The sequence below is a fragment of the Streptomyces sp. NPDC111656 genome (assembly GCF_055656965.1).
This window is the reverse complement of record NZ_JBVKCA010000013.1, coordinates 39,782-53,942: the sequence shown is the minus strand read 5'-3', so window position 1 is coordinate 53,942 and position 14,161 is coordinate 39,782. Positions and strand designations below refer to the sequence as shown.

Here is a 14,161-nt window from a genome sequence, read left to right as displayed (position 1 = left end):
TGGACGGGGCTGTACGGCCACCCGGCCCGAGGCCGCGGGCGGGTCGGCCGCGCGTCCGCCTACTGTGGAGGCATGGGCGAAATCGTCGTCGTGTATGAGCTCGACAAGCCGATGGCCAGACGCTCCTCCCCGGGGATAGCGGCTGGTGAGGAACGGTCCGTCCGCAAGGTGCACGCCGCGCCCTCCGCGCCGGGGGCGCCCTCCTCGACGGGACCGCGGACCCTCTGCGGCAAGGACACCTTCGCTATGGAGACGGCCCGGTGGAAGCCTTCCGAGCACCCTGGGGCGCCGTGGCACCCCGCGGAGTATGCGTCCGTGGTCTGTTCCGACTGCGATGCCGTAATCGAGACCTGACCGGCGTAGCGGCGCCTGACGTCGCTGCGCTGCCGGAGGAGTCCGCCGCTGTCCCGTATCCACACGCTCGTTTCAACGGCCTCAGGAAACGCTCTTTCGCTCGCCGACTTCGGAGCATGCGGCTGCGGACGGGTCCACTCCGTATCCGTCGGATCCCCCGCCGCGCGGCGGGGGATCGGATCGGAGGCTGCCGTCCTCGATTGTCTGCAGCGCCCGCCTTCTACCGCTCACCGCCCTTGTTCCACGCACTCCTTGAAATGCTCCAGATCACCGCGGACGAGCCGTTCGATCGCGTTCGCCTGGGCGAATCCCTTCAGCCCGCCGAAGGTCTCCCTGATCGTGTCGGGGTCGTACTCGAGCCGTGCCTGGACCCGGGTGCTGTTCTGGTCGATCGGCTGCAGCGAGAAGGAACCCGCCAGTTCGGGGTCGCCCGTGGTGTGCCACTCCATCACGCGTTCCCCCTTGCGGTCGGAGATCTCGGCCTCGAACTCCCGGGCCCGGCCGCCGACCTCGACGTCCACACGCGCTCGGCCCCCCGCCTCCGTACGGACCTCGCGCACTCCTTCCACGAAGCGCGGATAGTTCTCCACCCGGTGGAGGTCGTCCCAAGCCTTGTCGATCGGAACTCCGACGTCGACGCGTTCTTCGAGGGTGCTCATGGCCCACCTCCAAGTTTCGACTCATGACGCATGGCCCTCTGCGTCCAGTGTGCGCCCGACACCGGCCCATCGGCCGACACGTGAGACGGACTGACCACCATGTGACAGGCCAGCGAGGTTGATGCGTTGGGGCCGGTGCGGGAGCGCAGTCCCCGGTGGAGGGCGGTGCCGGGTGGGACGGTCGACATCGGCCGGTCGGCAAGCTGACCGACGCCACGCCCAGGCACCCCGTCCAGGCCCCGTGGTCCCGTCGACCCGACGGGACCACGGGGCCTGGACGGGGCGGAGGCCATCCGGCTGCCGCGGTCCCGCACCCCCGGCGGCGTCCTACGGGTTCCGGACTCGGTGCCCGGAAAACCGGAAGCCCCGGTCCGACCGGTCCCGGCGCATGCTGGTGTTATGGACGTGCGCCCTCCAGTGGTCGTGTTTCCGCCGGAGTCGGACGGGGGCCGGCGGGTGACGATCGCCGGCGAGCCCGTGGGCACCGCGTACAGCCTGTTCGACGTGCTGGACTTCCTGCACCGCGCGGGTCTGCCCGCCGAGGACCGGGCCATCGACGACGCCGAGCTGATCGAGTGGCGTGGCGGCGGACCGTACGACTGGAACAACACGGCGTAACCACCGTCACCCGCTCTGTCCGCCCCACCGCGCATCGCCCCATGCCCATTCCGCAGCCCACTGCGCCTGAACGGCGCGGGCGACGCCCGCCACAGCCCCGCCGGCGATCGCTGCCGCCAGTACGCCCACAAGGTCCGACTGGAGCACGGCCTCCTCATGCGCCACGGGTTTCGAGGTGGCTGCGCCGTGTCGTGACCGGGCCCGCATACAGGTATGTGAGCGCGCCCAGGTACATAGTGGTTGCCTTCGACCACTACGGTGTGCTCCGCCTCCGCGATCACCGTGCCGTTCCAGGTGGCCCTCATCGTGGCCGCCTCCCACCGTCCCCGCCCCTTACTCGTCTCCGATCCGTACGACCGCCAGCGTGATGTTGTCGGGCCCGCCCGCCGTGATGGCGGCCTTCCACAGCTCGAAGGCCGCCCGGCCGTCGTCGTGCTCCCGCATCACCGCGTCGAGCACGTCCGTCGTCACCGGGTCGGTCAGGCCGTCCGTGCAAATGAGGTAGCGGTCGCCGGGGGACAGCGACACCGCCGTCACATGAGGACGGACAGGGCGGTAGCCGGGCGTACCGCCCAGGCACTGGGTGACGACGGACGTGGTGCGCTCCCCAGGTTCGAGCGGCGGGCTGTCGTCGACGCTCACCTGGCGCAGCCCCTCGCGGGAGGCCTCGAAGACCCGGCTGTCACCCACGTTGAACGCCAGCAACGAGCCGGGCTGTACGACGACGCCCGCGACGGTCGTCCCCATGATGGCCAGCTCGCTTCCGGCGCCGCCGGCGGCCAGGTACACGGCGCGGTTGCAGGAGTTCAAGGCGTCGCGGACGGCGTCCTCGCTGCTCAGGGCGGGACCCATCGAGGCGATCCGGCGGGCGGCCAGGGCGCTGGCCACGTCGCCGCCGGGATGTCCGCCGAGCCCGTCGGCGACGGCGACGGTGAGGGGCGTCCCCAACGGGAAGACCAGGGTCTGCGGACTCTCGGTCACGGTGGCGCACAGTGTCCACGGTCCGACGACGAGGCTGTCCTCGTTCCGCTCGCGGAGCAGCCCGGGGTGGCTCAGCGCACTCACTGCGACGTACGACATGGAGCGCCACCGCCTTCCTGCACCGGCACACCGCCGGAGGCCGGGCCCCGGAAGTGCTGACACTCGCACACGAGGTGCTCATGGCCGGAAAAGCCTCAGCCGAGATACGAACCCCATGAGACGTCTTGCCAGAGTCTCTTCAAGAGTTGATGCCCGTCTCTCACACATCGGCCGGCTCCACGCACACACAGAACTCGCGCAGTTCGACCCCGCGGGCGTGCGGCGGGCGAAGGGTACGTCGTCGCCCCGCCGCAGCGAATCCAGGCACACTGCATCGGTCGGTTCCAGCGCGCGCGGAGCCACCCGGCCGAGCCCGCTGACCGTCCTGTCTCAGTGCGGGAAGCCTGCAACTCCGCCGGGAGCGCGGTTGCCTCGCCGACGCAGTACTGGTGCGTCAAACCGACCACCGCCCAACCGGCCAGCAGACCAACAGCACCATTCTCCGCTCCGGCGCGCCCTCCGGCCAGCCTCCACGGACGGCCACAGCGACCTGCCGTGGCTCGAAGGTGCGGCTGTGGCGGTGGCGACGTAACCCGCTCAGGCGGCGCAGCGACGTGCTCGAAGCCTGACTCCTACTCGCCTCCTGTGTCCTGGCGCCGGCCGACGCTCTCCTGGTCGGCCTGGCGACCCAGGGTGTGATCGTTCTGTGTCTCTGCGTGTCCCTGGTCCCGACGGACTGGACAACGGCGCGGGGCAGGGCAGGGCAACAAGGGATCCCGCCAGTTGCACCGTAAGGAGATCCGCAGCGTCGTGGAGGGATTCGGCGACCTGATGACACTCCTGCGCCAAGCCGACACACGATACAAAGCAGACTTCTACCGCCAGCTTGGGCTTCGCCTGACCTACAACCACGAAAAACGGATGGCGCCGACCGAGAGTCGGCCAGCACCATCCGGGTGTGCAAACGTTGTGCCCGAGGGGGGAGTTGACCACCAACGATACGGTCGTGGTCGCGCGAGGGCGGCTCCGGCCGCAAGATCCTCCGGGTGGTCCCACCAACTCCTCGTGAGAACTGGTTGCCACCGCCCGAGTGACTGTTCGCGCACTACTCGGAGAAACCGCCGGCCGCACGGCGGGCACGCGGGTGATCAAGATGTCCCGCAGAACCTCACCGGCGGTGGACGCTGACGGCATAGCCGCCGCCATCGTAAGGGTCAGCGTCCCAGGTGGCGAAGCGGTCGGCCAAGGTGAGGCCGGCCGCGGCACAGCAGTCGTCGTACTCTGGCAGCGTGATGCTGGGCGGCACCGGCAGGTGGGCCTCGTCCAGGCCGAAGCCGGCGACGATCAGACCGCCCGGGCGCAGAGCCGCGGCCAGGCGCTCGACCACCGTGGCCTCGGTGCCGGCAGCGAGCAGCGGGAAAACGTTGCCTGCGGCTACCACGAGATCGAAGTCCGCGGCGATGCCGAGCAGGGCCGGGTCGAACCTGGCCAAATCGACCTGGAACCAAGGCAGTCCCGGCGCCTCCTTCTGCGCCACTGCCAGCATGGACGGATCAAGATCCACCCCGACACAGTCGTACCCTTGCTCCGCAAGCCGGATCATGATCCGTCCGGTACCGCACCCGGCGTCCAGCACCCGCGCTCCGGCAGGCACGAGCGCCGTACAGAACCGCGCCTCACCGTGCATGTCCTTCCCGCTATCGGCCAGGACCGCGAACCGCGCAGCGTAGTCCTGCCCGGACGTCCCCCCGGTCAATTCCGCCCAACGGCTCATGGCGGCAAGCATAGGCCGACCGTGTGCCGCTCGAAGATTCGACTCAGCTCGCGGTGCTGTTCTCCATGCACACGGCCGGGTCACGTCCCCGGCTCGTCGTGCCCACCGACGGGCGGGGGGAGTCAGCCATGCCGGATCCCGAGCCCCACAGGCGGAGTCCCTCAAGGCCGCCGGCATACCTGTCATGCGGTCACGCGGCCGCCGGCGTCGCCCTTGAGCGCCAGGAAGCGCCACGTCCTCAGCGGCGCCGTTTGCCGCCCCGTCTGCCGTTCTCTCGGTGGCCGCGCTGCTGAACAAGGCCGACGTGGGTTTCGCGCTCCCGGGGCACACGCTCGGCGAGGGCCTGAAGCTCCGCGAGGCCCTCCCGGTCCGGGTGACCGGAGGCCAGAGCCGCCCGGAGGGCCTCTTCGGCCTCGCGACCCTGTTGGCGTAGTACCTCCCTCACCCCGTCGGCACCGGTCGCCTCACAGAGCTGCAACAGGCTCTCAGCGACCATGAGCAGGCTTTCCGGCTCCGTGAGGTCCTCGGGGGTGAGAATGTCCCGGCGGGCCAGGAGGCTCAGCGCGGTGGGAGCCAGCGAAGAGTCCGAACGCAGGCTTCGCAGCAGGAGCTCCCCGTCGTCGAGCGATGAGACGAGGACGTCCAGCATGGCCTCGGCCCGGGTACGGAACGGCATGGTCCGCACCGCGTGGACGAGCTGCTCCAGCGCCGCGGACCGGTCGCCGTGGACGGCGATCCACGCGGCGAGCTCCACCCGTGCGGACTCCGGATCGTAGTGATCGGCGAGGACGCCCAGCAAACCGGCCGGCGAGGCCTGGGCAAGCTCGCCGATCAGGGGTGCATCCCGGCCTTCGGCCAGCAGCCGACGGCGCACGGAGTCCGTTCCGAGGTCAGTGAGACGGATCAACTCGACCGGGCCCGAGCTCAGTTCGGACTTCCGTTTCCGGGCCCGCTGGGTGGCCTCGTCATCCAGCAGAGCGCCACTCAACAGGGCGTCATCGGGCGGGGCGCCGTCCACCACGGCGTCACCCGACAGGGTCTCGCCCAGCAGGGCGTCGTCCAGCAGCCCGGCAAGTCCGGTCGGCATCCCTGGCAGTATGCCGGACGGCGTCTCGAGGCCGTCATCGTCCCCGGTCGGTATTCCGGCCCACCCCTCGAGGTCGTTCTCGCTCATCGCCAGATCCGCAAAGACAGGGTCGCCCATCCCCTGGTGGCACTCGATCGCCCCCAGGTCCTCCAAAACACTCAGCACGGTGCGCAGATCGTCATCCGCCTGTCCGAACCCGATGGAGTCCGTGGCGAAGACCTCGAGCAGGGAACTCGAGCGGTAGGCGAGGGCGACGGTGTCCCGCAGCCCGGGCCAGGGCATCGGGTACGGCAGGCTGTAGAGGGTTGCCAGTACGTCGGGCAGGACGACGCCGTACATGTCGTACTCGTCGAACAGCACGGATTCTCCGTACCTGCCGCCGCGCCCGCCCCTCACCGGGCTGGGCAGCTCGCGGAACGCGTCGAACGCGCGCCGCCACAGCGCAAGCGGGTCGTTCAGCACAGGCTCGGCCTTGGCCACCGCGTACAGCCTCCCCTTGACGACTCGTATCAGCCTGGCTGTCTTCGCCCACTCCACAAGGAGGTTGAGGCGCGGCAGGTCCGCGGACGAGCGGACCGAGTCCGTGTCATCTCCGGTGTCCAACCGCTCTACGAGTTCCCGGGCATCCGACAGACGCAGCCTGCCGGAACCGGTGAGCGTTCTGCGGTCGCGCCCCGCCCACTCGGCCAGCTCGCGCAGCTGCCGCAGGACCGGTGACCGGCCGGCCTGCTCCCGCAGGACGTCGTCGCCCGGGAGCGCGACCGGGAGCTGAGGCTCGGACCGTACGGGCCCGGAACTCCGCATGTGCCGCTCGACGATGGTCTGAAGCACCTCCGGGTCGTAGGGCACCTCGCCACCCTGTGCCCGCCCCACGAAGTCCTGCAACGCCTGCTCGTCGTGGACGTCGACGCCCTGCTCCGCGGCGGTAGTGATCCAGAACTTCGCCAGGCCCCAGAGGCTGCGGTCGGCCATCGCCTCCGCGTAGTGGGGCGCCGTCCCGTCGACGGCCTCCAGCACCTCGGGCAGGGACGCCCCTCGGGGATCGGCAAGATGGACGGCGTCCAGATACCGCAGCAGGCACCGCAGAGTGCCCGGCGCATCGGCGGGCTCCTCGTCGGGCAATACGGTCACCGTCCGCGGAACCCAGTCGAGCAGGAACTCCTCGATGTGCCGCTGGTCCCACAGTCCCAGCCTGCCGTCCGGCGTACCGAGATGGCGGTAGTCCAGCGCGGCTTCCACGACGAACGGATCGGCGTGGATCCCGTTCTCCCAGGCCCACTGTTCGAACCGGTGGACAAGAAGACCACAAACCGCCTCGTACTCGTTCTCCTCAGCGGGATTGAAGATCATCCGCATGGTTTCCCGCTCTTGTCTTTCGCAGGGTTTTGTCTCGTTGCCCACGCTACCGGCCGTGACGAACAAGCCGGTGCCAGAACCGACAGGACGCCGAGAAGAGGTGCGGCAGTGCTGCCGCGGGTACACACCGCACAGGCGCACCGGCTCTCCCTGCCGTCCGCCTCAGGCGCAGCGCACCTGAGGCGTCGCGGTGCGAGCGGAACAACCGTCGAAGGCCGGGTGCGCGGCACCCTGGAGGAGAAGAGAAGGTGTGAAGGCGGGAGAGGAGGCGTGATGCGGACCAGCGACGAGATCTATCACCGGGTCCGCTGGGACCCGCGGTTCGACCCGGCCCGGTTCGTGCTGGGGATCAGCCAGCGGCGGGATGCCCTCAAACGCATCCCGCTGTCGTCCTTCGTGCCCGGGGGCGACATCCCGTGGCACCGGGTGATGTTCATCGAGGCGGACGGCGATGTGGTCTGGGACCGGGCCACGGGGGTGGACCGCTTCGACGCGTCGGGCGCCGGCCGAGTGCGGGACCCGCAAGCGGACCTGTGCTTCGACACGAGCTCCGGCAAGGGCGAGCCCGCCGACGTCCTCGACGTGTCCCCGACGGCCCGCACGGCGGTGGCCTGGATCCCGCCTGCGGAGCTGTGGCCTGCGATCCAGGACATCCGCCAGGACTACGATCCGCAGATCCACCGCTGGCCGCCGCACGTCAACGTGCTCTTCGGCTTCGTGCCGGAGACGGACTTCGAGCGGGCGGCCCCGCTGCTCGCCGCGGCGACGGCCGAGACGCCGGTGTTCACCGCCCGGCTGGACGGGGTGCGCACCTTCCGGCACAGGGCGTACTTCACCGTGTGGCTCGACCCGACGGCGGCCGGCAAGGCGACGTGGGCGGACCTGCACCGCCTACTGCGGCAGCGGTTCCCGCGCTGTCGTGGGCCCGCCAAGAACTTCACCCCACATCTGTCCCTGGGCCGGACCCGTGATCCGCGGCAAGTCACCGCCGACTGCGCCACCCGGCTCGACGCAATGACAGCGACAGTCTGGGAACTCGTCCTGCTCTCACGCAGGGGCGACGGGCCGATGCGGCCACGGGCCACGGTCGCCCTGCGCACGGGCGAGGTCCGTCGGCTGCCCGCGCCCGGCCCCGAAGCGCCGGGCCCGGAGGACACGGCCTGGCTCTCCGAGATCACCGACAGGTGAGGCACATAGCCAGGTGAGGCAAAGCGCCGCCCGGGAATCAGGTCGCATGGGCGGAGTGTCCTGACGCCTGCCGGAGATGCGTCAGCGCCTGCCCCACCCAGCAACGCACGGTGGCTCGCTCGGCCGGTCACCGACGCCTCTTGCCTCCCTTGCGAGCCCGCGGCCCTTGTTCTTGGTTCTTGTCGTGCGACCGCTGTGGGACAGCACGGCCGACGCGCGCGCTCGGCCTGCGCAGCGCGTACTCGGCGGCGGTCTTGAGTCCCGCGATGCCCACCCGGTCCGGATGACCGCAGGCCAGGGCGGCGTCGAATGCCTCCTCGGCCTGGGAGCCCTGGTCGCGCAGCATCTCGCTCACCCCGTCGGGACCGGCCGCTTCCAGGAGCTGCAGCAGGCTCTCGGCGACCATGAGGAGCGCCTCCGCCTCGGTCAGGTCCTCCGGGGCGAGCAGGTCCCGGCACACCAGGACGCTCAGTGCGGTGGGAGCCGGAGCCGGATACGCAGGTTTCGCAGCAGGGTCTCGCCGTCGTCGAGCGCGGTGACGAGGACGTCCGGCACGGCCTCGGCTCGGGTACGGAACGGCATGGCGCGTATCGCATCCGTGAGCTGCTCAACGGCTGCCTGCGGCTCACCCACTGCGTGTGGCTCACCCGCGGCCCGCGGATCATCCGCTGCGCGCAGATCGCCGTGGACCGCCGTCCACGCGGCGAGCTCGGCGCAGGCGGAGTCCGGATCGTAGTGATCCGCGAGGACTCCCAGCAGGCCGGCCGCGGGGGCCTGCGCGAGTTCGTCGATGAGCGGGGCGTCCCGGCCTTCGGCCAGCAGCCTGCAGGGTTCCAAAAGGCCCGCATACTCACTGACCTGCGTGTGCGCCCGCTGCTGTTGATCCTATTTCAGGCCGTGTTGCGGTACTCGTGGATGAGTCCGTCGAGAACGTCGTGGCGCTGGATCCGCCGGCCGGGAATCGCGATGGCGTCGGGGGCGTCTGCAGGAGCGCGAAGTTGCAGCGCGCGGCGCGGCCTCGCGGAGTTGTAGCGGCCTTGCGGAGTTGTAGTGGTGGGCGTACTCGGCGACGTTCCGCAGGTGCTGCTCGTTGTAGATCAGCAGGCGATCGATGCATTCGGCTCGCGTAGTACGTACGAACCTCTTCGCGTGAGCGTTCATCCGAGGCGTCTGTGGGGTGCTCTTGAGGATGTGGATGCCGTCGGCGGCGAAGACTGCTAAGCAACAACTATCGCCGGACAGCACTGCACCACCCGCCCCGGCCACCCTCATCGACGTCCAAGCGCATCGGATCCGACGACGGCCCGTCCTCGGCGGACTGATCAATGAGTACCGACACGCTGCCTGACCGAATGGCATCGCCGCAGCGCACAGCATCGAATCGCATTTTCGAGTGGTACGCCCCCGAGGCTCAGGACCAGCCCGCTGTCGGGCACGCCCCCACCCGCAAAGGCTCCTACGCACCCGCGTCCTCGGCGGAGTCATCAACGAGTACAGATATGCCGCTTGAGCTGAAGCGATGACTTTCCGAGCCCCACAGCATCGACTACGCGCCATCCGGCAGTCGAGCAGGGCCTCGGCGACGCGCTCGACGGCGCGTGGCCTTCACCACAGTTTGCTCATTTAAGGGCTGATGAACCTATATAAGTAGTTTTATAGCTAGCTGCACTCCCTCGGCATCCAGCTCCAGGGATTCAACGACCAGTGACACGGGAGAAGCGCTTGATCACGGCACGTAAAGGACGCACCCGACTGGTGGCTGCGGTCGGTGTACTCGGCGGTGTGCTCTCACTCACGGCCCTCGGCGGTACCAGCAACGCTGCTACCAGCGGTAACGACGCCGGGAATCACCCGAAACCCCAGGCACAGGCGCGGGCGGATCAGGCGGCCACCCAGGAGGCTTCCGACGCCCGAATAATGATCACGCCCAAGCAAGGTGCCTACCACGTCGGGATCAACGACTCCGTCAAGGTCACCGTCAGCAACGGCAAGCTCACCAAGGTGACCATGACCGCCATCGCGACCGGTGCCGAGGTTCCAGGCACCCTGTCCGCCGACGGCACGTCCTGGAAGCCGAACGGCCGACTGGAGCGGGCCACCAAGTATCAGATCGCCGCGGAGGCCAAGGACGCCAAGGGCCGCTCCGTCACCGGGAACGCCACGATCACCACGGTCTCCCCGGCGAACAACTTCATCGGGCACCTCTCCCCCGAGGACGGCTCGACCGTCGGCGTGGGCATGCCGGTGACGGTCAACTTCGACAAGGCGATCAACAACAAGGCCGCCGTGGAGTCGAAGATCCAGGTCAGCTCCAGCAGCGGCCAGCGGGTCGTCGGCCACTGGTTCAACGACGACCGCCTGGACTTCCGCCCCAAGAACTACTGGAAGCCCGGCTCCACCGTCACCGTCACGCTCAAGCTCCACGGCATCCAGAAGACGGTCACGTTCAAGATCGGCCGGAGCCAGATCAGCACGGTCGACGCCAAGACGAAGCAGATGACCGTCGTACGGGACGGCAAGACGATCAAGACCATCCCGATCTCGTCCGGCAGCACCGAGCACCCGACGTACAACGGTCAGATGGTCATCTCCGAGAAGTTCACTCAGACCCGCATGAACGGTGCGACCGTCGGCCTCACGAAGAAGGACGGCAAGCCCTCCTACGACATCGAGGCCGTACCGCACGCCATGCGCCTGACCGACTCGGGCACCTTCATCCACGGCAACTACTGGGGTGCCAACTCGGTCTTCGGCAAGGTCAACACCAGCCACGGCTGCGTGGGCCTGAAGGACGTCAAGGGCGGCGGCGACGGCAAGCAGCCCGCCGCGTGGTTCTTCGACAACTCGATGATCGGTGACGTCGTGATCGTCAAGAACTCCGAAGACAAGACCATGTTGGCCCCCGCCAACGGCCTCAGCGACTGGAACATGCCGTGGAGCGAGTGGGTCGCGGGCAGCGCGACCGGCTGACGCCACGTCACTCCCCAAGCATCTGAATCTGAATCCCTTCCGCCAGGCGGCGGGCGACACCGCGTCGCCCGCCGCCTGCGGCGTCCGGGTGCTCGAGCAGCCCTCGCCGCGTGTGGGACCGCGGTTGCGTCACGTCGCCCAACAGACGACCGATGTCGGCGGACCGGTGGGCCGTTCGACACCAGTACTGTGCGCCCATCGCCCGCCAGTCCCGCTTGGTACTGGGATGGAAGAAGCTGATCGCGAGCAGCGCGAACAGCGCGGTGTTCAAGATCCCCCGAGGCCACAGGTCGTACGCGGCGTCGTCCATCACGCCCTCCCTCCACGGCGCATCCTGCGGTCCGTCCGACAGGCGGCAAGGGCCTTCCCGGCTGCCCCCTTCAGGATCGTGGCGGGGGGACGGCGAAGAACCGGCCGACATGGCGAACCAGCCTGTGGGGCTCGCAGAGTCATCGCCGCAGGTGGGAGCCTGCGTACCGAGCCATCGACAGCGGCCGGGATGCTGCACGGGTGATCACCTCGCTGCTGTACCGGGCCACCCGTGCGCTGCTGTCCGTGCCAGCGGTACTGCTGCGCCGGGAGACCGCCATGGATGCCGAACTGCTGGTGCTGCGGCACGAGAACGCGGTACTGCGACGGCAATTCACCAGTCCGGTCCGCTACGAGCCCGCCGACCAGTTCTGGCCGGCCGCGCTGCGGCGGACGCACTGGATGTCTCCGGAGAAACCGCGTGCGCGCAGTTCGCGGTGCGCCTGCGGGATGTCGTGGTAGCCCTCGCGCCAGCGTTGGTGCAGGTAGAGCTTGTGTCCGTCCAGGATCGATGTCCGGTTGGTGGCCTTGACCAGCAGTTCGCCGAGACTCCGGGCGCGAACGAAGCGCCGTACGGTCGAGTGGTCCAGCCGCAACTGGCGGCCGATCGCGGCCAGGGACACACCCTCGGACAACAGTTGCTGCACCGCCGTGTACCGCTCGGTGGTGCGGGCCCCAGCCGCCTTGGGCGCCCGAGGACATCTCGGGTGCCGTCCGGTGGCACGAACGGCACCGCTTCCGGGGGTGACTCCGCCGTCCTCCTGGGTGCCGTGTCGGACTCCGTGACGGCCGAGGTCGTCATGAACGCCTTGATGCACGGGTGATGGGCGCCGACCGTCTTCTCCACGGCTTCGGCGAGGTTGCACAGCAGGTGGCAGGCGTCTGCCACCTGCCGGGCCTGCGGAGCCCCGCTCCGGGCACCTTCGGCGTAGGCGCCGGCCCGGTCACGGCAGATGACTTCGATTTCCGGATGGCCGCGCAGCCAGGCGGCCAACGGCTCGGCGTCTCGGCCCGGCAGCACATCGACCGGGCGCCGTCCTTCCAGGTCCACCAGGATCGTGGCGTACCAGTCACCCTTGCGCGGCGCGAAGTCGTCGACCCCCAGGACACGCACGCTGACTTGCGGTAACTCCGGTAGCCCGCAAAGGAGTTCAAGGAGCTTGTCCTTGGCGACGCGGATGCTCAGCGCGGCCGCGAGCCGCGCACCCGGCCGGCCCGCCAGACTCGCGGCGATGGACGTGAGCAGCATGCGCAGCAGTGGTGTGTACCGGGCATGCGGGCTGGTCAGCCCTTCGATCTGCTCGGCGAACGTCACGGCCGGACACTGCGGATTGAGGCACTTGAACCGGCGCACCATGAGTTCGACCACGGCCGGGGCTCTGCCGACGGGAGCGTCAGCGAGCCGGCGCGCGTACCGACCGTGCACACGCCACGACACCACCCCGCATCTTGGGCACCTCGCCGTCGGTACTGCGGAGTGGGCGCGAAACGTGACCGTTCCAGCCGCACGCTCGATCGACTCGACCACCACACCAGCTAAATGCGGCAGCAACCGCCCCAAACCCCCTGAACCGCACGCTTGGTAGATACGCAGGTCGGACCGGTGACGTCACAAGATCCCCGACAGAGCCCAAATTCCACCAGCCTCACGGTAGTTCGTTTCCCGACGGGAAGGACCAGCACCCGCAGCACCGTGGCGCTTACCGGCTTCCAGAGCCACCAACGTGGCGCCGAGTGGTGCCTGATGGTCGGTCAGAAGCCGTTTCTGCAACCGGCGGGCCATGTCGTGGTCCTGCGGGTGCGGACGCGGACGCGGATCTGGGCGGACCAGGAAGTCGGAGATCGCGAAGACGCGGCCGAACCGGGCGAGTTGCTCAACCCGGTTCAGTCCGCCGGCCCGGCGGTCTGGGTGTCCAGCGCGGCGCAGAGCCAGTCGTGCGCGGCGCCGGCGGTCGGTTCCGACGGACTGGACAGCTCGGCGGTGAGTTCCCAGTAGCGGTCGATACGGGGATCCGCGGCCAGCAGCCGACTGAGTCCTCGGCGGAAGACGGGAGTGTCCCGCGTGCCGCGTGAGCGGGCATAGGCGGAGACGAAGCAGTCGAGTGCCTCACCCTCGTGCGGTGGCCGCTGTGCCCGCAGTCGCGGTGATGCCAGCGCATACGCCTCGACGAGACCGTCGTAGAGCACGGCCGGGCGGCCCCCGTCGGGCCCGTGTGCCGCGGGCTGGCCGTGACCGGTGCCGGGGCAGGGGGCGGACACGAGGGCGTGCAGCCGGGTGAAGGCCAGCACCTGGGCCGGCGTCGGGCCCTCGGGGAGCTGTGGCACTGCGTGTTCGACGATGGCGGAGACCAGCCGGGCCGGGAGCCGTGGCGGCAGCCAGCGCCGCCAGAAGCGTGCCAGTGCGGCCGTGCTGGGCGGGACGGACACGGCGCCGATCAGCCGCAGCCGCTCGGCGCGTTCCTCGGGGGCACACTCCTGGAGCAGTTGCAGGGCTGCCTCCTGCCAGCGCAGGGCAGCCAGCCGCGAGCCGATCTGCCGCAGCTGCCCCGCGACGACGTCCTCCAGGGTGTCCTCCTGGTCGAGGATCCGGCCTACTTCGGGGACCGGCAGGTCGAGGGTGCGCAGGGAACGGATCAGGTGGAGCCGGTCGAGCGCCTCGGGCCCGTACCTGCGGTGGCCGCCAGCGCTGCGGGCGGCTTCGGGCAGCAGACCGCGGTCCGAGTAGAAGCGGACGGTCTTGACGGTGACGCCCGCGTGCCCGGCGAGCTCTCCGATGCTCCATGTGCTTTCAGGGCGCACGACTTGAACCTCCCTCAGGGGGAGTTC

The 14,161-nt window shown here is 69.4% G+C and carries 14 protein-coding genes and 1 pseudogene; 4 read left to right on the top strand and 11 right to left on the bottom strand.

From position 1 onward, the window contains the following. Positions 1-72: 72 nt before the first annotated feature. A complete protein-coding gene (locus tag ACZ7M3_RS32405) occupies positions 73-354 on the top strand; it encodes a hypothetical protein (RefSeq protein ID WP_472067854.1) in 282 nt (93 codons plus the stop codon). A gap of 227 nt (positions 355-581) precedes the next feature. On the opposite strand, the gene ACZ7M3_RS32400 is transcribed toward ACZ7M3_RS32405, so the two are convergent. Next, entirely contained in the window at positions 582-1,013 is a 432-nt protein-coding gene (locus tag ACZ7M3_RS32400; protein WP_075029850.1) for an SRPBCC family protein, read from the bottom strand. Between the two features lie 399 nt (positions 1,014-1,412). Here ACZ7M3_RS32400 and ACZ7M3_RS32395 point away from each other — a divergent pair, with 399 nt between their 5' ends. Beyond that, on the top strand, positions 1,413-1,631 hold the full coding sequence (locus ACZ7M3_RS32395) for a hypothetical protein (protein WP_472067853.1): 219 nt from the start codon (positions 1,413-1,415) through the stop codon (positions 1,629-1,631). 333 nt (positions 1,632-1,964) lie between these two features. On the opposite strand, the gene ACZ7M3_RS32390 is transcribed toward ACZ7M3_RS32395, so the two are convergent. The 3 genes from ACZ7M3_RS32390 to ACZ7M3_RS32380 form a co-directional block, all read right to left on the bottom strand. Next, complete coding sequence (locus ACZ7M3_RS32390; protein ID WP_472067852.1) at positions 1,965-2,711, bottom strand: PP2C family protein-serine/threonine phosphatase; 747 nt, start codon at positions 2,709-2,711, stop codon at positions 1,965-1,967. Between the two features lie 1,108 nt (positions 2,712-3,819). Further along, positions 3,820-4,425, bottom strand: coding sequence for a class I SAM-dependent methyltransferase (locus tag ACZ7M3_RS32385; RefSeq protein WP_472068221.1), 606 nt, complete (start codon positions 4,423-4,425; stop codon positions 3,820-3,822). Between the two features lie 238 nt (positions 4,426-4,663). After that, on the bottom strand, positions 4,664-6,862 hold the full coding sequence (locus ACZ7M3_RS32380) for a hypothetical protein (protein WP_472067851.1): 2,199 nt from the start codon (positions 6,860-6,862) through the stop codon (positions 4,664-4,666). A gap of 279 nt (positions 6,863-7,141) precedes the next feature. Between ACZ7M3_RS32380 and ACZ7M3_RS32375 the strand changes: the two genes are divergently transcribed. Continuing rightward, a complete protein-coding gene (locus ACZ7M3_RS32375; protein ID WP_472067850.1) occupies positions 7,142-8,056 on the top strand; it encodes an RNA repair domain-containing protein in 915 nt (304 codons plus the stop codon). Positions 8,057-8,183: 127 nt separating this feature from the next. Here ACZ7M3_RS32375 and ACZ7M3_RS32370 read toward each other — a convergent pair whose 3' ends face one another. From ACZ7M3_RS32370 to ACZ7M3_RS32360, 3 genes are read right to left on the bottom strand one after another with little or no spacing between them, the layout of a single operon-like run. Then, positions 8,184-8,516, bottom strand: a complete 333-nt coding sequence (locus ACZ7M3_RS32370; RefSeq protein ID WP_472067849.1) for a hypothetical protein — start codon at positions 8,514-8,516, stop codon at positions 8,184-8,186. A gap of 8 nt (positions 8,517-8,524) precedes the next feature. Next, positions 8,525-8,893 (bottom strand): hypothetical protein, encoded by a 369-nt coding sequence (locus ACZ7M3_RS32365; RefSeq protein WP_472067847.1) that lies wholly within the window; start codon positions 8,891-8,893, stop codon positions 8,525-8,527. 48 nt (positions 8,894-8,941) lie between these two features. Further along, the gene (locus tag ACZ7M3_RS32360) at positions 8,942-9,328 is read right to left on the bottom strand and encodes an integrase core domain-containing protein (RefSeq protein ID WP_472067845.1); all 387 of its coding nucleotides are present in this window, start codon (positions 9,326-9,328) and stop codon (positions 8,942-8,944) included. Positions 9,329-9,808: 480 nt separating this feature from the next. Between ACZ7M3_RS32360 and ACZ7M3_RS32355 the strand changes: the two genes are divergently transcribed. Next, complete coding sequence (locus ACZ7M3_RS32355) at positions 9,809-11,026, top strand: L,D-transpeptidase (protein WP_472068219.1); 1,218 nt, start codon at positions 9,809-9,811, stop codon at positions 11,024-11,026. A 7-nt stretch (positions 11,027-11,033) separates the two neighbouring features. On the opposite strand, the gene ACZ7M3_RS32350 is transcribed toward ACZ7M3_RS32355, so the two are convergent. The 4 genes and pseudogenes from ACZ7M3_RS32350 to ACZ7M3_RS32335 form a co-directional block, all read right to left on the bottom strand. Next, the gene (locus ACZ7M3_RS32350) at positions 11,034-11,336 is read right to left on the bottom strand and encodes a hypothetical protein (RefSeq protein WP_472067843.1); all 303 of its coding nucleotides are present in this window, start codon (positions 11,334-11,336) and stop codon (positions 11,034-11,036) included. Between the two features lie 349 nt (positions 11,337-11,685). Further along, complete coding sequence (locus ACZ7M3_RS32345; RefSeq protein ID WP_472068236.1) at positions 11,686-11,982, bottom strand: hypothetical protein; 297 nt, start codon at positions 11,980-11,982, stop codon at positions 11,686-11,688. 245 nt (positions 11,983-12,227) lie between these two features. Next, positions 12,228-12,863, bottom strand: a pseudogene (locus ACZ7M3_RS32340) (transposase family protein); the annotation flags it as partial. Positions 12,864-13,219: 356 nt separating this feature from the next. Further along, complete coding sequence (locus ACZ7M3_RS32335; protein WP_472067841.1) at positions 13,220-14,134, bottom strand: helix-turn-helix domain-containing protein; 915 nt, start codon at positions 14,132-14,134, stop codon at positions 13,220-13,222. Between the last annotated feature and the right edge of the window lie 27 nt (positions 14,135-14,161).

Bases quoted from the DNA above. Each gene is read 5' to 3' on its own strand.
- ACZ7M3_RS32385 (WP_472068221.1), bottom strand. From the start codon at position 4,425: ATGAGCCGTTGGGCGGAATTGACCGGGGGGACGTCCGGGCAGGACTAC.
- ACZ7M3_RS32400 (WP_075029850.1), bottom strand. From the start codon at position 1,013: ATGAGCACCCTCGAAGAACGCGTCGACGTCGGAGTTCCGATCGACAAG.
- ACZ7M3_RS32395 (WP_472067853.1), top strand. From the start codon at position 1,413: ATGGACGTGCGCCCTCCAGTGGTCGTGTTTCCGCCGGAGTCGGACGGG.
- ACZ7M3_RS32360 (WP_472067845.1), bottom strand. From the start codon at position 9,328: ATGAGGGTGGCCGGGGCGGGTGGTGCAGTGCTGTCCGGCGATAGTTGT.
- ACZ7M3_RS32375 (WP_472067850.1), top strand. From the start codon at position 7,142: ATGCGGACCAGCGACGAGATCTATCACCGGGTCCGCTGGGACCCGCGG.
- ACZ7M3_RS32405 (WP_472067854.1), top strand. From the start codon at position 73: ATGGGCGAAATCGTCGTCGTGTATGAGCTCGACAAGCCGATGGCCAGA.
- ACZ7M3_RS32390 (WP_472067852.1), bottom strand. From the start codon at position 2,711: ATGTCGTACGTCGCAGTGAGTGCGCTGAGCCACCCCGGGCTGCTCCGC.
- ACZ7M3_RS32380 (WP_472067851.1), bottom strand. From the start codon at position 6,862: ATGATCTTCAATCCCGCTGAGGAGAACGAGTACGAGGCGGTTTGTGGT.
- ACZ7M3_RS32350 (WP_472067843.1), bottom strand. From the start codon at position 11,336: ATGGACGACGCCGCGTACGACCTGTGGCCTCGGGGGATCTTGAACACC.